The sequence below is a fragment of the Escherichia sp. WS1450 genome (assembly GCF_046487395.1).
Classification (GTDB): Bacteria; Pseudomonadota; Gammaproteobacteria; order Enterobacterales; family Enterobacteriaceae; genus Escherichia; species Escherichia coli.
Window position 1 is genome coordinate 182376 of record NZ_JBJQJO010000008.1, and the last position, 23371, is coordinate 205746.

Annotated in this window: 18 protein-coding genes and 1 pseudogene; 10 read left to right on the forward strand and 9 right to left on the reverse strand. The window is 52.8% G+C overall.

Annotation, left to right across the window (positions count from 1 at the left end; all coding sequences use genetic code 11):
* Positions 1-44 precede the first annotated feature (44 nt).
* Genes entF through fes form a run of 3 tightly spaced genes read right to left on the reverse strand, consistent with a single transcriptional unit; the run spans position 45 to position 5346 of the window.
* Positions 45-3926 (reverse strand): enterobactin non-ribosomal peptide synthetase EntF, encoded by a 3882-nt coding sequence (gene entF, locus ACJHYR_RS12430; RefSeq protein WP_086669515.1) that lies wholly within the window; start codon positions 3924-3926, stop codon positions 45-47.
* Entirely contained in the window at positions 3923-4141 is a 219-nt protein-coding gene (ybdZ, locus tag ACJHYR_RS12435) for an enterobactin biosynthesis protein YbdZ (protein WP_000885792.1), read from the reverse strand. The genes entF and ybdZ overlap by 4 nt, the downstream gene beginning before the upstream one ends.
* 2 nt (positions 4142-4143) lie before the next feature.
* Positions 4144-5346 (reverse strand): enterochelin esterase, encoded by a 1203-nt coding sequence (fes, locus tag ACJHYR_RS12440; protein ID WP_000125857.1) that lies wholly within the window; start codon positions 5344-5346, stop codon positions 4144-4146.
* Between the two features lie 242 nt (positions 5347-5588).
* Between fes and fepA the strand changes: the two genes are divergently transcribed.
* Together fepA and entD are read left to right on the forward strand one after the other, a co-directional pair.
* The gene (gene fepA / locus ACJHYR_RS12445) at positions 5589-7829 is read left to right on the forward strand and encodes a siderophore enterobactin receptor FepA (RefSeq protein ID WP_001034923.1); all 2241 of its coding nucleotides are present in this window, start codon (positions 5589-5591) and stop codon (positions 7827-7829) included.
* A gap of 174 nt (positions 7830-8003) precedes the next feature.
* Positions 8004-8624, forward strand: a complete 621-nt coding sequence (gene entD / locus ACJHYR_RS12450) for an enterobactin synthase subunit EntD (RefSeq protein WP_019842002.1) — start codon at positions 8004-8006, stop codon at positions 8622-8624.
* 121 nt (positions 8625-8745) lie between these two features.
* On the opposite strand, the gene hokE is transcribed toward entD, so the two are convergent.
* Positions 8746-8898, reverse strand: coding sequence for a type I toxin-antitoxin system toxin HokE (gene hokE, locus ACJHYR_RS12455; RefSeq protein WP_000956455.1), 153 nt, complete (start codon positions 8896-8898; stop codon positions 8746-8748).
* Between hokE and ACJHYR_RS12460 the strand changes: the two are divergent.
* The 6 genes and pseudogenes from ACJHYR_RS12460 (at position 8867) to ybdG (ending at position 13306) form a co-directional block, all read left to right on the forward strand.
* Positions 8867-9136 (forward strand): annotated as a pseudogene (locus tag ACJHYR_RS12460) (hypothetical protein). The gene hokE and the pseudogene ACJHYR_RS12460 sit on opposite strands and share 32 nt — an antisense overlap.
* A gap of 202 nt (positions 9137-9338) precedes the next feature.
* A complete protein-coding gene (locus tag ACJHYR_RS12465) occupies positions 9339-10457 on the forward strand; it encodes a YbdK family carboxylate-amine ligase (RefSeq protein WP_001130640.1) in 1119 nt (372 codons plus the stop codon).
* Positions 10458-10522: 65 nt separating this feature from the next.
* Positions 10523-10771: a DUF1158 domain-containing protein gene (locus tag ACJHYR_RS12470; RefSeq protein ID WP_000682518.1), complete on the forward strand. Its 249-nt coding sequence runs from the start codon at positions 10523-10525 to the stop codon at positions 10769-10771.
* Positions 10772-10835: 64 nt separating this feature from the next.
* Positions 10836-11204: an MmcQ/YjbR family DNA-binding protein gene (locus ACJHYR_RS12475; protein ID WP_000360954.1), complete on the forward strand. Its 369-nt coding sequence runs from the start codon at positions 10836-10838 to the stop codon at positions 11202-11204.
* 93 nt (positions 11205-11297) lie between these two features.
* Positions 11298-11951 carry an oxygen-insensitive NAD(P)H nitroreductase gene (nfsB, locus tag ACJHYR_RS12480; RefSeq protein ID WP_000351480.1) on the forward strand — a complete coding sequence of 218 codons (654 nt, stop codon included), beginning with the start codon at positions 11298-11300 and terminating at the stop codon, positions 11949-11951.
* 107 nt (positions 11952-12058) lie between these two features.
* Positions 12059-13306 carry a mechanosensitive ion channel YbdG gene (gene ybdG, locus ACJHYR_RS12485; protein WP_001153132.1) on the forward strand — a complete coding sequence of 416 codons (1248 nt, stop codon included), beginning with the start codon at positions 12059-12061 and terminating at the stop codon, positions 13304-13306.
* Positions 13307-13386: 80 nt separating this feature from the next.
* On the opposite strand, the gene pheP is transcribed toward ybdG, so the two are convergent.
* The 5 genes from pheP to cusC form a co-directional block, all read right to left on the reverse strand.
* Entirely contained in the window at positions 13387-14763 is a 1377-nt protein-coding gene (pheP, locus tag ACJHYR_RS12490; protein WP_072837450.1) for a phenylalanine transporter, read from the reverse strand.
* 101 nt (positions 14764-14864) lie between these two features.
* Entirely contained in the window at positions 14865-18008 is a 3144-nt protein-coding gene (cusA, locus tag ACJHYR_RS12495) for a Cu(+)/Ag(+) efflux RND transporter permease subunit CusA (protein WP_072837449.1), read from the reverse strand.
* An 11-nt stretch (positions 18009-18019) separates the two neighbouring features.
* Positions 18020-19243, reverse strand: a complete 1224-nt coding sequence (cusB, locus tag ACJHYR_RS12500) for a Cu(+)/Ag(+) efflux RND transporter periplasmic adaptor subunit CusB (RefSeq protein WP_059328105.1) — start codon at positions 19241-19243, stop codon at positions 18020-18022.
* A 15-nt stretch (positions 19244-19258) separates the two neighbouring features.
* Positions 19259-19591, reverse strand: a complete 333-nt coding sequence (cusF, locus tag ACJHYR_RS12505) for a Cu(+)/Ag(+) efflux RND transporter periplasmic metallochaperone CusF (protein ID WP_000709879.1) — start codon at positions 19589-19591, stop codon at positions 19259-19261.
* 23 nt (positions 19592-19614) lie between these two features.
* A complete protein-coding gene (gene cusC, locus ACJHYR_RS12510) occupies positions 19615-20967 on the reverse strand; it encodes a Cu(+)/Ag(+) efflux RND transporter outer membrane channel CusC (protein ID WP_072837448.1) in 1353 nt (450 codons plus the stop codon).
* A 156-nt stretch (positions 20968-21123) separates the two neighbouring features.
* Here cusC and cusR point away from each other — a divergent pair, with 156 nt between their 5' ends.
* Both cusR and cusS read left to right on the forward strand, forming a co-directional pair.
* Positions 21124-21807, forward strand: a complete 684-nt coding sequence (cusR, locus tag ACJHYR_RS12515; protein ID WP_000770953.1) for a copper response regulator transcription factor CusR — start codon at positions 21124-21126, stop codon at positions 21805-21807.
* A complete protein-coding gene (gene cusS / locus ACJHYR_RS12520) occupies positions 21797-23239 on the forward strand; it encodes a Cu(+)/Ag(+) sensor histidine kinase CusS (protein WP_059328103.1) in 1443 nt (480 codons plus the stop codon). The genes cusR and cusS overlap by 11 nt, the downstream gene beginning before the upstream one ends.
* The last annotated feature ends 132 nt before the right edge of the window (positions 23240-23371 follow it).

The window sequence follows — 23371 nt, forward strand, 5'->3', positions numbered from 1 at the left end:
CCATAATTATTTTCTGTAATTATGGGTTTATAGATAATGTTAATTTATCTGTTTAGCGTTGCGCGAATAATCGGCCCAATTTTTTCAAATGCCCCTGGAGAGATAATATCCACATGCGCACAATCCTGACGATAGATATCCAGCTCGGCTATCCACGGCGACCAGACGCGTTCGGGATTCATACCTTCCTGAAGCGTGCGTTCAGCAACAAACAGCGTCGCTTTACCGTCAAACGGTACGCTATGAGCAGTCGTCAGCAGGCGCACAGCATCAGCGTAGTTGCCTTCAATGGTGGTAAACAACTCCGTTGAAGTACTTCCCTGCTGTGCCGCCAGGAAGGCCTCGCGCTCGCGGTTAATCTCCGCCAGCACTTCCGGGTCCAGGCCATTAGCCTCTTTTTCCTGCCAGTTTTGCGTTTCTGGCGGCCAGGTATCCAGCAAGCCAAGAAATGCCACCTGTTCGCCACGGGCACGCAGTCGCGCCGCAATGCCCTGCGCCAGCGTACCGCCCAGCGAATACCCCAGCAGGTAATAAGGGCCGTGCGGTTGTTGTTCAAGTAACGTTGCCAGATGCGCTTCGCAGACTTCATCCAGGTTTGCCGCGGTCTGCATGGGGCCATGAGGGCGCGGCGACTGAATGCCAATAATCGACCATTGTGGATCGAGATAACGCGAAAGCACGCTAAACTGCCAGGCAAAACCGGAGGCCGGATGGAAACAAAACAGCGTCGGGCCATTACCTTCACGCAACGGCAGAATGGTTTCGAATCCCATGCGCCGGGAGCTGTCTTCTTCACCATCAATAATCGTTGCCAGTTTGGCGACAGTTGACGCGACCATCACCTGCCCCGGCGTCACCTGGCGGGTAAACTGCCGACTTAACTGCGCAGCCAGTTTCATTGCCAGTAGCGAATGACCGCCAAGCGCAAAGAAATCAGCATCGGCATCCTGCACGTCACAACCCAGCAACGACGAGAATGCCGCGGCGATAATCGTTTCACTGCCCGCTTTCGGCGCACGCCCCGGCGCTTGTGCCTTCAGTTCAGGCAACGATAAGGCTTTGCGATCCAGCTTGCCGTTGGCGCTAAGCGGCAACTGCGGAAGTTGCAGCAGAACCACGGGCACCATATGCGGTGGCAATGTTTCGCGCAACTGCGCCTGCAATGCAGTGGTATCCAGCGGCAGGCCTGATTGCGACACCAGATACCCAACCAACTGACGCGCATCGCCTCCCGTTGCGGCAGCCTGGTTAATGACGCAGGCGTGGGTAACGGCCTGTTCGACATCCGGCAGTGCCTGCATCACGCGATCGATTTCGCCCAGTTCAATACGCTGCCCGCGAATTTTTAGCTGATCGTCACTGCGCCCGAGGTACTCCACCGCGCCGTTATCCAGCCAGCGGGCAACGTCTCCGGTACGGTACATCCGTTCGCCAGGGGCAAAAGGATCGGCAATAAAGCGGCTGGCGGTCAGATCGGGTCGTCCAAGATACCCCTGCGCCAGTTGAATACCGGTGAGATAGAGATCTCCCGCCACACCCGGCGGCACCGGATGCATCATCGCATCAAGAATACGCAGGCCCGTATTCCACACCGGATAACCAATCGGCACACTGCTGCCGCGCACCTGTGCCAGTTCCTCGCCAAAAGCCGGATACCAGCTGACATCTACCGCCGCTTCCGTCGGGCCATATAAATTATGCAACGGCGCGCTGGTTAACTGTTGCCATTCGCGGCATAAATCAGCGGGTAAGGCCTCACCACTACAGAAAACCTGTTTCAACGTCGCGCAATTCTGACGAGCGGTTTGCGGAGTCAGCGATGCAACAAATGCCGCCAGCATCGACGGCACAAAGTGCGTGGTCGTTACACCATATTCGGCAAAGAATTGCTGCATAGCGAGCGGGTCGCGGTGCGCTTCCGGTTCAGCCATCACCAGTTTAGCCCCGGCAATAAACGGCCAGAAAAACTCCCACACCGAGACATCAAAACTGCACGGCGTTTTTTGGGCAACGACATCTTCACCTGTAAGTGGATAATGATTTTGCATCCACAACAGGCGGTTAACGATAGCCGTCTGCCCGACCATTACCCCTTTCGGCCTGCCGGTGGAGCCAGAGGTAAAGATGATATAAGCCGTGTTATGCGGTTGTGAAAGTTGCAGCGGCGCACTGCCCTGGGGGGTAAGCGGGGCGTTATAGCAAAGGTTTGTTAAATTGGGAACATCGCTAAAGCGCGGCAGTTGATCGTCGGTGGTAATTAACAGCGACGGACGCGCATCTTCCAGCATCATTTTCAGGCGATCGTCCGGATAGCCGGTATCCAGCGGTAACCAGGCCGCACCAGCCTCAACAATTGCATGTAGCGCCAGAGTCAAAAAGACCGAGCGCGGTAGCGCCACCGCCACGCTGTCGCCTGGTTTAACGCCGCGCTCACGCAGCAGATTCGCCAGCGCCACCACCTGTTCGCGCATTTCCCGATAGCTAAACTGGTAACGCGCATCAACCAGCGCCGGAGCATCCGGTGTTTTTGCCGCTTGTTCTGCCACCAGCGCGCTCAGCGTGGTTTCTGGAATCTCAACCTGAGTGGCGTTGATCTGCGCCAGCTGCGCATATTCACCTGGCAGCATAATATCGACATCGCCGCACAACAGCGCCGGATCCGCGGCGAACTGGGCAATCAGCATTTTCAGGCGTTCAGCATGCTGGATTAACGTTGGCTCATCGTAACGCTGTTTATTGGCGAGGATCTCAATACTCAAATCACCGTGTTCATCCGGGAACAGGGCCAGTTCAAGGTCATTAACCGGACCGGTTGCCAGGGTATGGGTTTGCGTCTGAACACCAGGAATATCCAGTTGGTAATCAAATACCTTGATATTGAGTACCGGACCGAACAGCGGTTCCTCTCCTGCCGCTCGCCCGCTGTCACGGACAATTTGTTCGGCATCGTAACGTTGATGACGACGCATTTTTTTCAGTTGTGCTGCCAGTCGGGTTGCCAGTTCCGGCAGCGTTTCTTGTGCCGCAATGTGAATCCCCAACGGCAAAACGTTGAGCACGGGTCCGGTAGCCGTCAGCGCCGCCGAGCCCAGTCGACGCATAAAGATAAATCCGGCGGCGTAGTCCATGCGATTGCACAATCGCCCCAGCCACAAGGCTGCCAACGCAAGTGCTAAATCGGTACGCTGCACACCTGAAAGTTGCGTAGCCAGCTGGCGGAATTCCCCGTCGGTAAACTCCAGTTTCAGGCGCAGAATATCTGCCGAGACGCTGCGCCCCGGTAAAGGTGCCGGAGAAAGTGACGCGGGCGGCGGCAGTTGACGACGCTGTTCCGTCCAGAATGCCGCATCACGCTGCCAGGCTTCGCTTTCGCGGTATTGCTGGTACTCTTCCACGACATCAGCGAAAGGCGTAAACGGCGAAGCAGGCGTTGGTTCGCCACGCAGCCATGCGCAGTAAATATTGGCGATCTGGCGGGTAATGGCCGGGAAACTGAAGCCATCGACCAGCAAATGGTGATAACGCTGATACCAGTACCAGCGGTTATCTGCCACCTGAATGAGCTGATGAAAGACCAGCGGTTTGCCGCTGTCGGCACGTAGATTTTGCTGTAAATCCGCCTGCATTAATGCCCGCGCAGTACCGTGCGGATCAATGTTGGTTCGCAGGTCGATAATTTCTGGCAGTTCGAACGTCAGCGCATCATCGACCCACTGCCAGACTTCGCCGTTATCTTCCGTAAAACGCATCCGCAGCGTATCTGCTTGCGCTATTCCGGCAACCACCGCGCGGGCCAGTAGTGGCGCATCAACCTCTCCGGTTAACTCAACGTAATGCGCCACGCTCCAGGCGGAGGGTAAATCCGACAGTTTTTCTGCCATCCAGATGCCGGGCTGTGCGGCGACCAAAGGTAAATGCTGGCTCATTGTGCCTCCTGCAACTGGGTGAAATTCGCCGGTGTCAGAGTACGCCAGTGGGCTTCAAGCCACTGCTGGCAGGACGCCTGTGACTGCGGCTGACACACAACGACCCAGCCTGCCGGTAAGGCGCATTGTTGCGGCCACAGACTGAATTGCCCCTGCGCATTGCGCAAAATGTAAAACGCTCCCTGCGGATCATCGAAGGGATTACTGAATGCCATATTCAACTCCTGTCATGGAAAAGTGGTTGCCAGAGGTCGATTAGCCCCTGCATCAAGCCACCGCGCCAACAAAGCGCATCATGTCCGCCGTCAACCTGACGCCAGAAAATGGATTCTTTTATGGGGTGTAATTGCGCATACAGCGCCTGATTGGCCCGCATGATCATCGGCTCGCGAATACCCGCTTCCAGCACAATGCGCAGACCTTCGGCGCTAACTTGACCAGCTTTAAGTTGCTCAAGTAAAACACCTTCTTGCTGCCCGCCCCGATGCGGCCACCAGTACGATCCTGACTGGCTTAATACACAGCCAAAACGTTCAGGCCAGTGCAGTCCGGCATACAGCGCGGAAAGCCCACCAAAACTCTGCCCGGCGACCACGGTGCGATCGGCGCGATCGCTAAAAGGGGCAATAGCTTTCACCAGGGGTAATAACTCTTGCTGTACTGCCAGCCAGAAATCCGCATTACACGGCAGTTCGTGAGCGCGGTGCGTGGTGTCGATAGCGTCGATCAACACATACACGGCGGGAGGAAGTTGCCGACGATGGGTCAGCGAAGTCAGCGCAGGCCAGACGGGCATACTCTGCGCCCAAAATTCGCCATCAAGCAAAACTGCCAGCGGGCGTTCTTCTGCTGTTGCATCGCCGGTGGTAAAAATCCATACACGGCGTGAATTTTTCAACTGTTCACTTTTCCAGATAATTTCTTTGACAGGTATTTCTGGCGCTTGCGGACAATCCCATCCCGGTTGCAGAGGCGCTTGCGGCATTTCGAGTGCAGAAACAGCGTGCCCTCGCCCGCCTTTCCAGCTTTGTGGATTCAGCGGATCGGCTATCGCCTGGGGTAATAGTTTTCGCCAGCCTTCACGTAATTCGAGGCGATCGGGGGATGGTGCAGAAAAAATGTCATCGCGTTCGGTGGGAATAAAACAGTAGCTGCCGCGCCAGTTGGCATTGAGTTGTGTCGTCCACTGCCAGACGTTGGTGCCTGCAATTCGCTGCATCGACTGGGGCTGGCTGTTCTGATGGTGATCGGTCACACCAGTGACGTAGACCCATACCCGCTTTATCGTCGAGTATTCTTCAGAACCTTGGGGATCACGCCACCAGAAAGTGACCTCAAACATTTCGTCATTCAGACGCTGCCATTCCGGGCCATGTTTCGACTGCCACCAGCTCTCACTTCCTACTTTTAACGCCGTCACACCATAACCCCATGTTTACTGTGCAATTTTTCATTGATTGCAGAAATATATTGATAATATTATTGATAACTATTTGCATTTGCAATAGCGTAATGGCGCGCCGTGGGAAGCGCGGACATTAATTAACCAACTGCACTGCGTGTCTTTCAGGATCAAAGGTTTTCGCGGTAGCGGGGTGCGTCGTATTGATGACGACCATGCCCGACAGTTGCAATTCGTGGCAAAAATGCAGGAATAAAACAATGAACAAGAAGATTCATTCCCTGGCCTTGTTGGTCAATCTGGGGATTTATGGGGTAGCACAGGCACAAGAGCCAACCGATACTCCTGTTTCACACGACGATACCATTGTCGTTACCGCCGCCGAGCAGAACTTGCAAGCGCCTGGCGTTTCGACCATCACCGCAGATGAAATCCGCAAAAACCCCGTTGCCCGCGATGTGTCGGAGATCATCCGTACCATGCCAGGCGTTAACCTGACCGGTAACTCCACCAGTGGTCAGCGTGGGAATAACCGACAAATTGATATTCGCGGCATGGGTCCGGAAAACACGCTGATTTTGATTGACGGCAAGCCGGTAAGCAGCCGTAACTCGGTGCGTCAGGGCTGGCGTGGCGAGCGCGATACCCGTGGTGATACCTCCTGGGTACCACCTGAAATGATTGAACGTATTGAAGTTCTGCGTGGTCCGGCAGCTGCGCGTTATGGCAACGGCGCGGCGGGCGGCGTGGTTAACATCATTACCAAAAAAGGCAGTGGTGAGTGGCACGGCTCCTGGGACGCATATTTCAATGCGCCAGAACATAAAGAGGAAGGTGCCACCAAACGCACTAACTTTAGCCTCACCGGTCCGCTGGGCGACGAATTCAGCTTCCGCTTGTATGGCAACCTCGACAAAACCCAGGCTGACGCGTGGGATATCAACCAGGGCCATCAGTCCGCGCGTGCCGGAACCTATGCCACGACGTTACCAGCCGGGCGCGAAGGGGTGATCAACAAAGATATTAATGGCGTGGTGCGCTGGGACTTCGCACCATTGCAATCGCTGGAACTGGAAGCGGGTTACAGCCGCCAGGGTAACCTGTATGCGGGCGATACCCAGAACACCAACTCTGACTCCTATACCCGCTCGAAATATGGCGATGAAACCAACCGTCTGTATCGCCAGAACTACTCGCTGACCTGGAACGGCGGCTGGGATAACGGCGTGACCACCAGCAACTGGGTGCAGTACGAACACACCCGTAACTCGCGCATCCCGGAAGGTCTGGCGGGCGGCACAGAAGGGAAATTTAACGAAAAAGCGACACAGGATTTCGTCGATATCGATCTCGATGACGTGATGCTGCATAGCGAAGTTAACCTGCCGATTGATTTCCTCGTTAACCAGACGCTGACGCTGGGTACGGAGTGGAATCAGCAACGGATGAAGGACTTAAGTTCCAACACCCAGGCGCTCACCGGGACGAATACCGGTGGCGCTATTGATGGCGTGAGTGCCACCGACCGTAGCCCATATTCAAAAGCAGAAATTTTCTCGCTGTTTGCCGAAAACAATATGGAGCTGACTGACAGCACCATCGTAACGCCGGGGCTGCGTTTCGATCATCACAGCATTGTTGGCAATAACTGGAGTCCGGCGCTGAATATCTCGCAAGGTTTAGGCGATGACTTCACGCTGAAAATGGGCATTGCCCGTGCTTATAAAGCGCCGAGTCTGTACCAGACTAACCCAAACTACATTCTCTACAGTAAAGGTCAGGGCTGCTATGCCAGCGCGGGCGGCTGCTATCTGCAAGGTAATGATGACCTGAAAGCGGAAACCAGTATCAACAAGGAGATTGGTCTGGAGTTCAAACGCGACGGCTGGCTGGCGGGCGTCACCTGGTTCCGTAACGATTATCGCAATAAGATTGAAGCGGGCTATGTGGCTGTAGGGCAAAACGCAGTCGGCACCGATCTCTATCAGTGGGATAACGTACCGAAAGCGGTGGTTGAAGGTCTGGAAGGATCGTTAAACGTACCGGTTAGCGAAACGGTGATGTGGACCAATAACATCACTTATATGCTGAAGAGTGAAAACAAAACCACGGGCGACCGTTTGTCGATCATCCCGGAGTATACGTTGAACTCAACGCTGAGCTGGCAGGCACGGGAAGATTTGTCGATGCAAACAACCTTCACCTGGTACGGCAAGCAGCAGCCGAAGAAGTACAACTATAAAGGTCAGCCAGCGGTTGGACCGGAAACCAAAGAAATCAGCCCGTACAGCATTGTTGGCCTGAGCGCGACCTGGGATGTAACGAAGAATGTCAGTCTGACCGGCGGCGTGGACAACCTGTTCGACAAACGTTTGTGGCGTGCGGGTAATGCCCAGACCACGGGCGATCTGGCAGGAGCCAACTATATCGCCGGTGCCGGGGCGTATACCTATAACGAGCCGGGACGTACGTGGTATATGAGCATTAATACTCACTTCTGATGCTAACGTCAGATTGTTGACAAAGTGCGCGTCGTTCATGCCGGATGCGGCGTGAACGCCTTATCCGGCCTACAAAAATCTTGCCAATTCAATATATTGCAGGACCATGTAGGCCTGATAAGCGTAGCGCATCAGGCAGTTTTGCGTTTGTCATCAGTCTCGAATATAGTCGATATGAAAACTACGCATACCGCCCTCCCCTTTGCCGGACATACGCTGCATTTTGTTGAGTTCGATCCGGCGAGTTTTCGCGAGCAGGATTTACTCTGGCTGCCACACTACGCACAACTGCAACACGCTGGACGTAAACGTAAAACAGAGCATTTAGCTGGACGAATCGCTGCTGTTTATGCCTTGCGGGAATATGGCTATAAATATGTGCCCGCTATCGGCGAGCTACGCCAACCTGTGTGGCCTGCGGAGGTATACGGCAGTATTAGCCACTGCGGGACTACGGCATTAGCCGTGGTATCTCGTCAACCGATTGGCATTGATATCGAAGAGATTTTCTCTGTACAAACCGCAAGAGAATTGACAGACAACATTATTACACCAGCAGAACACGAGCGACTCGCAGAATGCGGTTTAACCTTTTCTCTGGCGCTGACACTGGCATTTTCCGCCAAAGAGAGCGCATTTAAGGCAAGCAAGATACAGGCCGCTCAAGGTTTTCTGGATTATCAGATAATTAGCTGGAATAAACAGCGGATCATCATTCGACTAGAGGATGAGCAGTTTGCTGTGCACTGGCAGATAAAAGAAAAGATAGTCATAACGCTGTGCCAACACGATTAATTGACAACTTCTGGTACGATTCGCCCGCAGCCATCACTGACCGCGGGCGAAAGTGTAAAGCAGGTGCCTTACCACCCTGACCTGACAACCGGATATGCGGGGATTGCTCCCCGCACAACGGCTACTTCTTCGGTTCGTAAGCGAGAACAGCCTTAAACTCAATATTACGTTCCTTCACCGTAAACTCACACAGCGAGTCTCCGACCAGAAGCGTAAATCCCAGCACCGTCAAACACAGCACTATGACTGCCGCAAGGGCATATTTCGTCAGCATGTTTATATTGCCTCCATGCGAAGAAGGGACTACCATCCAAATTGTTCAGGTTTGGGTAGGTAGCCCCAGGGTTGATAGAAATATCGTCCTGGGGCTTCATCTTTCCAGACCTCAGAGTTAACCTGAAACCGGAAAGCTTCAGGCACCCGCCGTTATCTTACCCTTCCTTAGCAAAATAGCTGTTTATTTATACAGTAAGTCCTGTTTCGGACTTCTCAATCCTCATTTGATCAACTGAAGCTGAACCCGTTTTTTTCTGCATGCCTCAATCGTCAAAATTCTTCGCCACCAGTCCGCACTGCCATAACTTGTCATATTGCAAAATGTAGCCAATTTGCTTCAGTCACCATCATCAAAAAAAAACATTCCAGAACTTCCGCATCTCGCCCAGTCGCTCCCACTTCTATACTGAATAGAAAACGCCAACATAAGAGAAACCTATGCCATTACCCGATTTTCATGTTTCTGAACCTTTTACCCTCGGTATTGAACTGGAAATGCAGGTGGTTAATCCGCCGGGCTATGACTTAAGCCAGGACTCTTCAATGCTGATTGACGCGGTTAAAAATAAGATCACGGCCGGAGAGGTAAAGCACGATATCACCGAAAGTATGCTGGAGCTGGCGACGGATGTTTGCCGTGATATCAACCAGGCTGCCGGGCAATTTTCAGCGATGCAGAAAGTCGTATTGCAGGCAGCCGCAGATCATCATCTGGAAATTTGCGGCGGTGGCACGCACCCGTTTCAGAAATGGCAGCGTCAGGAGGTGTGCGATAACGAACGCTATCAACGAACGCTGGAAAACTTTGGTTATCTCATTCAACAGGCGACCGTTTTTGGTCAGCATGTCCATGTTGGTTGCGCCAGTGGCGATGATGCCATTTATTTGCTGCACGGCCTGTCACGGTTTGTGCCGCACTTTATCGCCCTTTCCGCCGCGTCGCCATATATGCAAGGAACGGATACGCGTTTTGCCTCCTCACGACCGAATATTTTTTCCGCCTTTCCCGATAATGGCCCGATGCCGTGGGTCAGTAACTGGCAACAATTTGAAGCCCTGTTTCGCTGCCTGAGTTACACCACGATGATCGACAGCATTAAAGATCTGCACTGGGATATTCGCCCCAGTCCTCATTTTGGCACGGTGGAGGTTCGGGTAATGGATACCCCGTTAACCCTTAGCCATGCGGTAAATATGGCAGGATTGATTCAGGCTACCGCCCACTGGTTACTGACGGAACGCCCGTTTAAACATCAGGAGAAAGATTACCTGCTGTATAAATTCAACCGTTTCCAGGCCTGCCGCTATGGGCTGGAAGGCGTCATTACCGATCCGCATACTGGCGATCGTCGGTCACTAACGGAAGACACCTTGCGTTTACTGGAAAAAATCGCCCCTTCTGCACATAAAATTGGCGCATCGAGTGCGATTGAGGCCCTGCATCGCCAGGTCGTCAGCGGTCTGAATGAAGCGCAGCTGATGCGCGATTTCGTCGCCGATGGCGGCTCGCTGATTGGGCTGGTGAAAAAGCATTGTGAGATCTGGGCTGGTGACTAAGCCGGGAATTGCCTTACAGAAGAATATCCCTGACAATGGTGTTTTAACTTACATTTAACAATGTTATGAAACACCCTTTAGAAACCTTGACCACCGCAGCAGGCATTTTGCTGATGGCTTTCCTTTCTTGCCTGCTGCTGCCCGCCCCCGCACTGGGGCTGACGCTGGCACAAAAACTGGTGACCATGTTCCATCTGATGGATCTTAGCCAGCTTTACACTTTATTGTTTTGTCTGTGGTTTTTAGTGCTGGGCGCTATTGAGTATTTTGTTCTGCGCTTTATCTGGCGACGCTGGTTCTCGCTGGCGGATTAAACGTCGATTATCGCCGAACTTCGCGGCATACTTTGCTTATTCTCCTTCGCCTAAAGGAACGTTTATGGATAAGCAATCACTGCACGAAACGGCGAAACGCCTGGCCCTTGAGTTACCCTTTGTCGAGCTTTGCTGGCCTTTTGGCCCGGAGTTCGATGTTTTTAAAATTGGCGGCAAGATTTTTATGCTGTCGTCGGAGCTGCGCGGCGTCCCCTTTATCAATCTGAAGTCCGATCCACAAAAATCCCTGTTAAATCAGCAGATATACCCGAGCATTAAACCAGGATATCACATGAATAAAAAGCACTGGATTTCGGTTTATCCCGGCGAGGAAATCTCCGAAGCGTTACTTAGCGATCTGATCAACGATTCGTGGAATCTGGTGGTTGATGGTCTGGCTAAACGCGATCAAAAAAGAGTGCGTCCAGGCTAAAGCGGAAATCTATAGCGCATTTTTCTCGCTTACCATTTCTCGTTGAACCTTGTAATCTGCTGGCACGCAAAATTACTTTCACATGGAGTCTTTATGGATATCATTTCTGTCGCCTTAAAGCGTCATTCCACTAAGGCATTTGATGCCAGCAAAAAACTTACCCCGGAACAGGCCGAGCAGATCAAAACGCTACTGCAATACAGCCCATCCAGCACTAACTCCCAGCCGTGGCATTTTATTGTTGCCAGCACGGAAGAAGGTAAAGCGCGTGTTGCCAAATCCGCTGCCGGTAATTACGTGTTCAACGAGCGTAAAATGCTTGATGCCTCGCACGTTGTGGTGTTCTGTGCAAAAACCGCGATGGACGATGCCTGGCTGAAGCTGGTTGTTGACCAGGAAGATGCCGATGGCCGCTTTGCCACGCCGGAAGCGAAAGCCGCGAACGATAAAGGTCGCAAGTTCTTCGCCGATATGCACCGTAAAGATCTGCATGATGATGCAGAGTGGATGGCAAAACAGGTTTATCTCAACGTCGGCAACTTCCTGCTCGGCGTGGCGGCGCTGGGTCTGGACGCGGTGCCCATCGAAGGTTTTGACGCCGCAATCCTCGATGCAGAATTTGGTCTGAAAGAGAAAGGCTACACCAGTCTGGTAGTTGTTCCGGTGGGTCATCACAGCGTTGAAGATTTTAACGCTACGCTGCCGAAATCTCGTCTGCCGCAAAACATCACCTTAACCGAAGTGTAATTCTCTCTTGCCGGGCATCTGCCCGGCTATTTCCCCTCAGATTCTCCTGATTTGCATAACCCTGTTTCAGCCGTCATCATAGGCTGCTGTTGTATAAAGGAGACGTTATGCAGGATTTAATATCCCAGGTTGAAGATTTAGCGGGTATTGAGATCGATCACACCACCTCAATGGTGATGATTTTCGGTATTATTTTTCTGACCGCCGTCGTGGTGCATATTTTTTTGCACTGGGTGGTACTGCGGACCTTCGAAAAACGCGCCATCGCCAGTTCACGGCTTTGGTTGCAAATCATTACCCAGAATAAACTCTTCCACCGTTTAGCTTTTACCCTGCAGGGGATTATCGTCAATATTCAGGCGGTATTCTGGCTACAAAAAGGCACCGAAGCGGCAGATATTCTGACTACCTGCGCGCAGTTGTGGATCATGATGTATGCGCTGCTTTCAGTCTTCTCGTTGCTGGATGTGATTTTGAATCTGGCGCAGAAATTCCCGGCGGCATCTCAGTTACCGCTGAAAGGGATATTTCAGGGGATTAAACTGATCGGCGCGATTCTGGTCGGCATTTTGATGATCTCGCTGCTGATTGGTCAGTCGCCAGCGATTCTGATCAGCGGTCTTGGTGCAATGGCTGCCGTGCTGATGTTGGTATTTAAAGATCCGATTCTTGGTCTGGTGGCAGGTATTCAGCTTTCCGCGAACGATATGCTGAAACTGGGCGACTGGCTGGAGATGCCGAAATACGGCGCGGATGGCGCAGTGATCGATATTGGGTTAACCACCGTCAAAGTGCGTAACTGGGACAATACCATAACCACTATTCCCACCTGGTCTCTGGTTTCTGACTCCTTTAAAAACTGGAGCGGGATGTCAGCATCTGGCGGGCGACGTATTAAACGCAGTATCAGCATTGATGTCACCAGTATTCGCTTTCTTGATGAAGACGAAATGCAACGTCTGAATAAAGCGCATTTGTTAAAGCCTTATTTAACCAGCCGCCATCAGGAAATTAATGAGTGGAATCGCCAGCAAGGTTCTACGGAGTCGGTATTAAACCTGCGCCGAATGACCAATATTGGAACCTTTCGTGCCTATCTGAACGAATATCTGCGGAATCATCCGCGGATTCGCAAAGATATGACCTTAATGGTGCGCCAACTGGCTCCGGGCGATAACGGTTTACCGCTTGAGATCTACGCGTTTACTAATACCGTGGTGTGGCTGGAATATGAAAGCATTCAGGCTGATATATTCGATCACATATTTGCGATTGTCGAAGAGTTTGGTCTGCGACTTCATCAGTCGCCAACCGGCAATGATATTCGCTCTCTGGCGGGTGCATTTAAGCAGTAATTAAAAAAACCGCTCTTATCGAATGGATGAGAGCGGTTTCGGATGGTTGACATCATTTTGTCGGATACGGCGTGAATGCCTTATTTCCGACGCAGCGTTTTAAACGCTACAAACAGGAATACAATCCACACTGGCAGCAGAATCGCTGACAAGCGCATATCATCCATCGTGCACATCAGCAGCAAAATCATGCCGAGGAAGGCGATGCAGAGATAGTTGCCGAACGGATAGAGCAGCGCCTTAAACTGTGTTTCACGTCCCTGACGTCGCATCGCCGCGCGAAAACGCAGATGCGCCAGGCAGATCATAATCCAGTTCAACAGCAGCGTTGCTACCACCAGCGCCATCAGCAGACCAAACGCTTTTTGCGGCAGCAGATAGTTGATTAACACCACCAGCGAAGTGATGGCTCCGGAAAGCATCAGCGAGTTAATCGGCACGCCGCGACGGCTGACGCGAGTCAAAAACTTCGGTGCATTACCCTGCACAGAAAGGCCAAACAGCATCCGACTGTTAGAGTAAACCCCGCTGTTATACACCGATAATGATGCTACCAGAATGACGAAGTTCAGCGCAGAAGCTACCACGTTGCTGTCGAGATTATGGAAAATCATCACAAACGGGCTACTGTTGGATTTCACTTCCACCCACGGATAGAGTGCCAGTAAAACCACCAGTGAACCGATATAAAACAGCAGGATTCGATACACCACCTGATTCACTGCTTTCGGGATGCTTTTTTCCGGATCGCGCGCTTCAGCCGCAGTAATCCCAATCAGCTCCAGACCGCCGAAGGAGAACATAATCACCGCCAGCGACAAAATCAGCCCATTCCAGCCGGTGGCGAAGAAACCACCGTAGCGCCAGAGGTTGTCGATACTGGCTTTCTCGCCGCCGTGACCAGAAAACAGCAGCCACAGGCCAAAGCCGATCATACCGATGATTGCCAGCACTTTAATCAGCGCAAACCAGAACTCGGTTTCGCCATATAAGCGCACGTTCACCAGGTTAACGGCGTTGATGATAATAAAGAAGGCGGCAGCCCAAATCCACGTTGGAACATCCGGGAACCAGTACTGCATATAGATGCCCGCAGCGGTCAGCTCTGCCATTCCCACCAGCACGAACATCACCCAGTAGTTCCAGCCAGAGAGGAAGCCCACAAACGGTCCCCAGTATTTATAGGCAAAGTGGGCAAATGAACCAGATACCGGCTCTTCGACCACCATCTCGCCGAGCTGGCGCATAATCAGGAAAGCGATGATCCCGGCGACGCCGTAGCCCAGCAATACAGCCGGACCCGCCATCTGAATCGCCGGGCCAATGCCAAGAAACAGACCAGTACCAATTGCGCCACCCAGCGCAATCAGTTGAATATGACGGTTATGTAATCCGCGATGAAGCGTCGGCTCTTGATTCGACGCAGTATCTTCCGATACGGTTGACGCGTTTTTCACGCCTTTCCCCTGTGTGTCTTTTTTGTTGAGGGGCACCTTTTAACATTTAGTGCCCATCGTCGCAAGACACAATCCACACGGTTAAACCGGGTATCCTGCTTTTATTTCCGTACCCGATGTCGGTGCAGCCACATCAGCTTATATGCCGCCGGGATAATAAACAGCGATAGCAAAGGCGCGGTGATCATGCCGCCAATCATCGGCGCGGCAATCCGGCTCATCACCTCTGAACCTGCTCCCGTTCCCCACAGAATCGGCAGCAGACCAGCGATAATCACCGCCACCGTCATCGCTTTCGGGCGCACGCGCAGGACCGCGCCGTGATACAACGCCTCATCCAGCTTCTGCTCGCTGAATGTTTGCGGATTATTCAACGACGGCTCGGCCTCTATGGCGTGACGTAAATACATCAGCATCACCACGCCAAATTCGGCGGCAACCCCGGCGAGGGCAATAAAACCGGTGCCCGTCGCCACGGAAAGATGAAAGCCCATCCACCACAGCAACCAGATGCCGCCCACCAGCGCAAACGGTACGCTGCTGATAATCAGCAACGCTTCGCCCACCCGACGGAACGCCAGATATAACAGCACGAAGATGATCATCAGCGTCATCGGCACCATGAGTTTCAGCTTATGGTTGGCGCGTTCCAGTAGCTCGAACTGCCCGGAGAATGCCACGCTGGTGCCCGGTTTTAACTGTACTTTTTCAGCTATCGCTTTTTGCAGATCGTGAACCACCGACACCATGTCACGATCGCGGGCATCGATATAAATCCAGCTCGTCGGGCGCGCATTCTCGGTTTTCAGCATCGACGGTCCGGTAGAGACTTTAACGTCAGCCACGTCTGCCAGGGTGATTTGCTGCTTCATCGGCGTCAGAATCGGCAACTGGCGCAGCGCCTGCGGACTATCGCGCCAGCTTTGCGGATAACGCAGATTAATTGGATAACGGGCAATCCCTTCCACCGTTTCGCCAACCATCGCCCCGCCCACCGCAGATGTCACAAACAATTGCACATCCGCCACCGTCATACCGTAACGCGCGGCTTTTTCACGGTTAATCTCAACGTTGATATAGCGCCCACCTTCCAGACGCTCGGCAAGCGCAGAAGCTACGCCTGGCACCGTTCGCGCCACTTCTTCAATTTGCTCCGCCATCGCGTCGATATCCGCCAGCACAGTGCCGGAAACTTTAATGCCGATGGGGCTTTTAATGCCGGTTGAGAGCATATCGATACGGTTACGAATTGGCGGCACCCACAGATTCGCCAGCCCCGGCAGACGCACGGTGTTATCCAGTTCCTCAATGATTTTGTCCATCGTCATGCCTGGCCGCCACTGATCCTGCGGCTTAAGCTGGATGGTCGTTTCTACCATCTCCAGCGGAGCAGAATCGGTGGCGGTTTCCGCTTTCCCGGTTTTGCCAAATACCCGCGCCACTTCAGGTACGCTCATAATCAGCTTGTCGGTTTTTTGCAGCATACTCGCCGCCTCTGCTGCGGAAATCCCCGGCAGCGTCGATGGCATATACAACAAGTCGCCTTCATTGATCTGCGGTAAAAATTCCCCGCCAACTTTATTGAGCAGCCAGAGAACCGTCAGCACCGAAAGCGCCGCCACCAGCAGCGTGGTTTTCGGCCAGTGCAGTACTTTCAGCAACAGCGGATGATAAACACGAATCAAAAAGCGATTGAGCGGGTTACTGCTTTCCGGCGGAATTTTGCCACGGATCCAGTAGCCCATCAGGATAGGGATCACTACGATCGCCAGCAGCGCCGCACCCGCCATCGCATACGTTTTGGTGAACGCCAGCGGGCCAAACAGACGCCCTTCCTGCCCTTCCAGGGTGAAGATCGGGATAAACGACAACGTGATAATCAGCAGACTGATAAACAGCGCCGGCCCCACTTCAACAGACGCATCGGTAATCACCTGCCAGCGCGTTTTATTATCCAGCGTGGCGTCAGGATGCTGGTGCTGCCACTCTTCCAGCCGTTTATGCGCATTCTCGATCATGACGATAGCGGCATCGACCATCGCCCCGACGGCAATCGCAATGCCGCCCAGCGACATAATATTGGCGTTCAGTCCCTGAAAGTGCATGACAATAAAAGCAATACACAACCCCAGCGGCAACGAAATAATCGCCACCAGCGCCGAGCGCACATGCCAGAGAAACAGCGCACAGACTACCGCCACCACAATAAACTCTTCCAGCAACTTGCCGCTGAGGTTGTCGATGGCGCGGTCAATGAGCTGGCTGCGATCGTATGTTGTAACTATCTCCACGCCTTCCGGCAGACTGCTTTTCAGCGTTTCCAGTTTGTCCTTCACGGCGGCGATCACTTCACGGGCGTTTTTGCCGGAGCGCAGGATCACCACTCCGCCCGCCACTTCGCCTTCGCCGTTCAGTTCGGCAATGCCCCGGCGCATCTCCGGGCCAATCTGGACCTTCGCAACATCACGCAGATAAACGGGCACGCCATTTTCACTGGCTTTTAAAACGATGTGATTAAAGTCGTCGAGCGTTTGCAGATAGCCGCTGGCGCGCACCATATATTCCGCTTCCGCCAGTTCGATCGACGAACCGCCCGCTTCCTGGTTTGAAGCATCCAGCGCGCTTTTTACTTCGGCGAGACTGATGCCATATTGCGCCAGGCGCTGAGGATCGATAACCACCTGATACTCTTTCACCACACCGCCTACCGACGCCACTTCCGCAACGTCAGGAATGGTTTTCAGCTCATATTTGAGAAACCAGTCCTGCAATGAGCGTAAATCGGCAAGATCGTGCTTACCGCTGCGATCCACCAGTGCATATTCATAGATCCAGCCAACACCCGTGGCATCTGGCCCCAGCTCGGCGCTGACTCCCGCAGGCAGCTTACCCTGTACCTGGTTGAGGTACTCCAGCACCCGCGAGCGCGCCCAGTATGGATCGGTGCCATCTTCGAAAATGACATACACATAAGAGTCGCCAAACTGCGAGAAACCGCGCACAGTCTTCGCGCCAGGCACCGACAACATGGTGGTAGTTAGCGGATAAGTCACCTGATTTTCAACGATTTGCGGTGCCTGACCGGGATAGCTGGTTTTAATAATCACCTGCACATCGGAGAGATCCGGCAGCGCATCCACTGGCGTGTTAATGATGGTCCAGGTGCCCCAGATACTCAGAAACAACGCGCCCATCAGCACCAGAAAACGGTTCGCCACCGAGCGACGAATAATCCATTCAATCATTGGTTATTCCCTCAATGCGCATGGGTAGCACTTTCAGAGCGCATCCGCTCCAGTGCGCCAGAAATATTGGCTTCGGAATCAATCAGGAACAGGCCGCTGGAAACCACCTTTTCACCTTCCGCCAGACCAGAGCGTAACGCGGTGACGCCTTGCGATGCCTGGAAAACGGCAACGCGTTTCGGTACAAAGCGCCCGTCGGCATCAACGGTAATCACCCGCTGTTCGTTGCCGGTATCAATCAGCGCCTGTGACGGAATGAGCAGCATCGGTTCGCTGGCGGTGTTGAGTTGCAACCAGGCGTTCATTCCCGGTTTTAGCGCCTCGTCGGCGTTGTCGACTTCCAGACGCAGTTGCAAGGTGCGGGTCGCGGCATCCACGCCGGGTAGCAGCGTCCATTTGCGGATGGTGAGTGTTTTATCCGGTCGCGCCGGAACGGTGAGCGTAAACTGCGAGGCATCTTTCACCAGCCAGGCGATGGACTCCGGGATCGCGGCAGTGATCCACACCGGATCCATACCCTGAATTTTCGCGACCACGTTATCTTTGGCGATATTCATTCCCGCGCGCAGATCAAACGCGGTGATAACGCCATCAATGGGCGATTTGAGCGTAAAGCGAGTCTGGATTTTTTGCGTGGCGATCAGGCGGCGAATATCAGCCTCCGGCATTCCCGCCAGTCGCAGTCGCTCAAGAATGCCTTCAGTCTGGGTCGCCGTACCGCCGGTTTCGCGCAGCAGTAAATACTCACTCTGCGCTTCCACCCAGTCGGGAATGGTCAGGTCGAGAAGCGGTGTGCCCTTTTGTACTTTATCGCCCACGGTAAGCGGATACACCTTATCGATAAACCCGGCAGCGCGAGCCTGCACAATGGCATACTGATACTCGTTGTAACTGACATTCGCCGGGAAACTCTGGGCAAAAGTCAGCGGCCCGCGCGTAACGGTAGCCGTTTTCACCCCCAGATTCTGCGTCTGGGTCGGGTCAATGCGTACACCAGACGCAGAACTCTCTTCATCGGCATATTTCGGCACCAGATCCATATCCATAAACGGCGATTTACCTGGTTTATCGAACCGCGTATTGGGATACATCGGGTCGTACCAGAATAAGATTTTACGTTCTGCGGTCGGCGTTTTTTCTGCGGGCGGTTCAGCCTTTGCAAACCAGGTAATACCTGCCGCAGAAATAATACCGCCCGCGATCATGCTGCCGATAATAAGCGCGATTTTTTTCATCTCATTAAACCTGGGTTACTGGCTGACTTTAATATCCTGTAATAAAGAAAGGTTGCCCTGCTGGACAAAATTAAACGCCACTTTGTCGCCGGTTTTAATTTCACTCATTTTCGTCTGCGGGGTGATGGTAAAGCGCATGGTCATCTCCGGCCAGTTCACGGCTGCAATCGGATCGTGATGGATGGTGATTTTTTTGCTTTCCAGATCAATACCTTTTACCACGCCAGTGGCGCTAATAACCTGCGGTTGTACTTCGCTCATGGTTTCATGATGATGTTCGTTAGCCTGGGCATTAAAGCCAATAACGGTAAACAGACTAAACATTGCGACTTGCAGTGCTTTTTTCATTTATTCTCTCCTGGAGTTAAAAATTATTGCTGCCAACCGCCGCCTAAGGCGGTATATAAAGAAATTTCATTAACCTGACGGGCATAATTCAGGTCAAGTAAAGTTTGTCGGGTTGCAAATAAAGAACGCTCAGCATCCAGCACTTCCAGATAACTTACCGCGCCGTGCTGATATAATGCCCGCGCCCGTTGCAAAGTAATTTGCAGCGACGCCAGATAACGCTGCTGGGCGCTAATTTGATCGTTCAGGCTTTGACGTAATGCCAGCGCATCTGCCACTTCTTTAAAGGCGTTCTGGATTTTCTGTTCATAATTCACCACCGACTGCTGCTGGCGAATTTCGGCGATATCCAGATTGGCCTGGTTACGTCCGGCATTAAAAATGGGGAGCTCAATTTTGGGTATAAAATTCCACATCCCGCTGCTGGCGGTTGATATTCCGCTGGTCAGGCTTATAGATGGGAAAAATGCCGCGCGTGCGGCCCCAATATTGGCATTAGCCGCCATTAACGCGTGTTCAGCTTCCATAATATCCGGGCGCTGCAATAAGATTTGCGACGACAAGCCCGCCGGTAATTTAACGCTTTGCAGGCTGTCGCTGTTTACTGTCTGCGCTTGCGGCAGCTTGCCGTAGCTTCCCAATAACAGTTGCAATGCATTATTCGCCTGCGCCAGTTCCCCCTGGCGTTTAGCGATGTCGCTGCGGGTACTTTCAATCACCCCGCGAGCCTGTTCCAGCGCCAGAACATTACTGCTACCTGTCAACAGTTGTTTTTCGACAAACGCATATGACTGCTGATAATTACGCAGCGTTTCTTCGGCTATTTGCAATTGCGCATACGCCAGCTGCTGATTGAAATAGCTTTGCGCGACATTAGAAACCAGCAGAATATGCACCGCACGCTGGGCTTCCTCAGTGGCTAAATAATTTTGGCGCTCGGCTTCGCTCATGTTCTTTAAACGACCGAAAAAATCGAGATCAAAGCTGGCGTTAAGGCCAGTCGAGAACTCCCGCGTCGAGGCTGAATCGCCTTTAAGATTGCCGCTCCAGCTGCCGCTGCCCTCGCCATTGAGCTGTGGGTAGCGGTCGGCATCGGTCAGACGATATTGCGCCCGCGCTTCCTGCACTTTCAGCGCCGCCATGCGCAAATCCCGGTTATTCACCAACGCCTCGCTAATCAGCGTCTTCACCTGATTATCAACAAAAAAGGTGCGCCAGCCCGCGTTCTGGTAGTTATCTGCTGCGTTAACCAGGCCGTTCTGGCTGAGTGAGAACTGCTGCGGCACGGGCATTGCCGGGCGCTGATAATCCGGTGCCAGTGAACAACCGGTTAGCGCAAGGGCCACACAAAATGGCAGAAGTTTACAAGGAGACATAGGCTCATAATTTCTGGTGATTTTATGCCGCCAACTTTACTCGCCAGGCTCTGATTTTCCGGTGACAGGAAAATGACAAAATTGTCATTTTGCCAATAAGCGATTGCCATCTGATCCCGCTACTCTAGAATTGCCCGGGCAACATGCGGAGGAAATATGAAACTGTTGATTGTCGAAGATGAAAAGAAAACCGGAGAATACTTGACCAAAGGGTTAACCGAAGCCGGTTTTGTGGTCGATTTGGCCGACAACGGGCTGAATGGCTACCATCTGGCGATGACCGGTGATTATGACCTGATAATTCTCGATATTATGCTGCCAGACGTGAACGGCTGGGATATCGTGCGCATGTTGCGTTCCGCCAATAAAGGGATGCCGATTCTGTTGCTTACCGCGCTTGGTACCATTGAACATCGCGTCAAGGGGCTGGAGTTGGGGGCGGATGACTATCTGGTGAAGCCGTTCGCTTTTGCTGAACTGCTGGCGCGGGTGCGCACTCTACTGCGGCGCGGGGCGGCGGTAATTATCGAAAGTCAGTTTCAGGTTGCCGATCTGATGGTCGATCTCGTCAGCCGCAAAGTCACCCGCAGCGGCACGCGCATCACTCTGACCAGTAAAGAATTTACTCTGCTGGAGTTTTTCCTCCGCCATCAAGGCGAAGTGCTGCCCCGCTCGCTTATCGCCTCGCAGGTGTGGGACATGAATTTCGACAGCGATACCAACGCCATTGATGTGGCAGTGAAGCGGCTGCGCGGCAAAATCGACAACGACTTTGAGCCGAAGCTGATTCAAACCGTGCGCGGCGTGGGTTACATGCTTGAGGTGCCGGATGGTCAGTAAGCCATTTCAGCGCCCGTTTTCGCTGGCAACCCGCCTGACCTTTTTTATCAGCCTGGCCACCATCGCGGCGTTTTTCGCCTTTGCCTGGATCATGATTCACTCGGTAAAAGTGCATTTTGCTGAGCAGGATATTAATGATTTAAAAGAGATTAGCGCCACACTCAAGCGCGTTCTTAATCATCCCGAAGAGACACAAGCCCGACGCTTAATGACGCTGGAAGATATCGTCAGTGGTTATTCCAATGTGTTGATTTCCCTGGCAGATAGCCAGGGTAAAACGGTGTATCACTCCCCCGGTGCGCCGGATATCCGCGAGTTTACGCGTGACGCCATACCCGATAAAGACACGCGGGGCGGCGAGGTGTATCTCCTTTCCGGCCCGACGATGATGATGCCAGGCCACGGTCACGGGCATATGGAACACAGCAACTGGCGGATGATTAGCTTGCCGGTTGGCCCACTGGTGGACGGCAAACCGATTTATACGCTCTACATTGCGCTTTCGATCGATTTTCATCTTCATTACATAAATGATTTGATGAATAAACTTGTAATGACCGCATCGATCATCAGCATCCTGATCGTCTTTATCGTGCTGTTGGCGGTACATAAAGGTCACGCACCGATCCGCAGCGTCAGCCGTCAAATCCAGAACATTACCTCGAAAGATCTCGACGTTCGCCTTGACCCGCAGACCGTGCCGATTGAGCTGGAACAGCTGGTACTGTCGTTCAACCATATGATCGAGCGTATTGAGGATGTCTTTACCCGCCAGTCCAATTTCTCAGCGGATATCGCCCACGAAATTCGTACACCAATTACGAATCTCATAACGCAAACGGAAATCGCCCTCAGCCAGTCGCGCAGCCAGAAGGAGCTGGAAGATGTGCTCTACTCTAATCTCGAAGAGCTGACGCGAATGGCGAAAATGGTCAGCGATATGCTGTTTCTCGCCCAGGCCGATAACAACCAGTTAATCCCCGAAAAGAAAATGCTCAACCTGGCGGATGAAGTCGGCAAAGTGTTCGATTTTTTCGAGGCATTAGCGGAAGATCGCGGCGTGGAGTTGCGGTTTGTTGGTGACGAGTGTCAGGTTGCGGGCGATCCGCTGATGCTGCGTCGGGCGTTAAGCAACCTGCTTTCGAACGCCCTGCGTTATACGCCGCCCGGAGAGGCGATTGTAGTGCGCTGCCAGACGGTCGATCACCAGGTGCAAGTTTCCGTCGAAAACCCCGGTACGCCCATTGCGCCCGAGCACTTACCGCGATTGTTTGACCGTTTCTACCGCGTTGACCCCTCCCGCCAGCGAAAAGGCGAAGGTAGCGGCATTGGTCTGGCGATAGTGAAATCGATTGTTGTCGCGCATAAAGGCACGGTTGCGGTAACGTCAGATGCGCGGGGGACAAGGTTTGTTATCACATTACCCGCTTAATTATTCAGCAAACGGCAACTTTTATAACCAGTGTAAAAATAACGTGCCGCAATAGTCATACCTATTAATGGTAAAAAGCTGTCACAATTCATAAAAAACCTTAATATACGCCACCCTAAACATAACCAGCGT

What these genes read in the sequence shown, in the direction of transcription:
- nfsB (WP_000351480.1), top strand. Translation starts at nt 11,298, where the DNA reads ATGGATATCATTTCTGTCGCCTTAAAGCGTCATTCCACTAAGGCATTT.
- cusS (WP_059328103.1), top strand. Translation starts at nt 21,797, where the DNA reads ATGGTCAGTAAGCCATTTCAGCGCCCGTTTTCGCTGGCAACCCGCCTG.
- cusB (WP_059328105.1), bottom strand. Translation starts at nt 19,243, where the DNA reads ATGAAAAAAATCGCGCTTATTATCGGCAGCATGATCGCGGGCGGTATT.
- cusC (WP_072837448.1), bottom strand. Translation starts at nt 20,967, where the DNA reads ATGTCTCCTTGTAAACTTCTGCCATTTTGTGTGGCCCTTGCGCTAACC.
- cusA (WP_072837449.1), bottom strand. Translation starts at nt 18,008, where the DNA reads ATGATTGAATGGATTATTCGTCGCTCGGTGGCGAACCGTTTTCTGGTG.
- ACJHYR_RS12465 (WP_001130640.1), top strand. Translation starts at nt 9,339, where the DNA reads ATGCCATTACCCGATTTTCATGTTTCTGAACCTTTTACCCTCGGTATT.
- ybdG (WP_001153132.1), top strand. Translation starts at nt 12,059, where the DNA reads ATGCAGGATTTAATATCCCAGGTTGAAGATTTAGCGGGTATTGAGATC.
- fepA (WP_001034923.1), top strand. Translation starts at nt 5,589, where the DNA reads ATGAACAAGAAGATTCATTCCCTGGCCTTGTTGGTCAATCTGGGGATT.
- ybdZ (WP_000885792.1), bottom strand. Translation starts at nt 4,141, where the DNA reads ATGGCATTCAGTAATCCCTTCGATGATCCGCAGGGAGCGTTTTACATT.
- entD (WP_019842002.1), top strand. Translation starts at nt 8,004, where the DNA reads ATGAAAACTACGCATACCGCCCTCCCCTTTGCCGGACATACGCTGCAT.
- cusF (WP_000709879.1), bottom strand. Translation starts at nt 19,591, where the DNA reads ATGAAAAAAGCACTGCAAGTCGCAATGTTTAGTCTGTTTACCGTTATT.
- cusR (WP_000770953.1), top strand. Translation starts at nt 21,124, where the DNA reads ATGAAACTGTTGATTGTCGAAGATGAAAAGAAAACCGGAGAATACTTG.
- entF (WP_086669515.1), bottom strand. Translation starts at nt 3,926, where the DNA reads ATGAGCCAGCATTTACCTTTGGTCGCCGCACAGCCCGGCATCTGGATG.
- ACJHYR_RS12475 (WP_000360954.1), top strand. Translation starts at nt 10,836, where the DNA reads ATGGATAAGCAATCACTGCACGAAACGGCGAAACGCCTGGCCCTTGAG.
- ACJHYR_RS12470 (WP_000682518.1), top strand. Translation starts at nt 10,523, where the DNA reads ATGAAACACCCTTTAGAAACCTTGACCACCGCAGCAGGCATTTTGCTG.
- hokE (WP_000956455.1), bottom strand. Translation starts at nt 8,898, where the DNA reads ATGCTGACGAAATATGCCCTTGCGGCAGTCATAGTGCTGTGTTTGACG.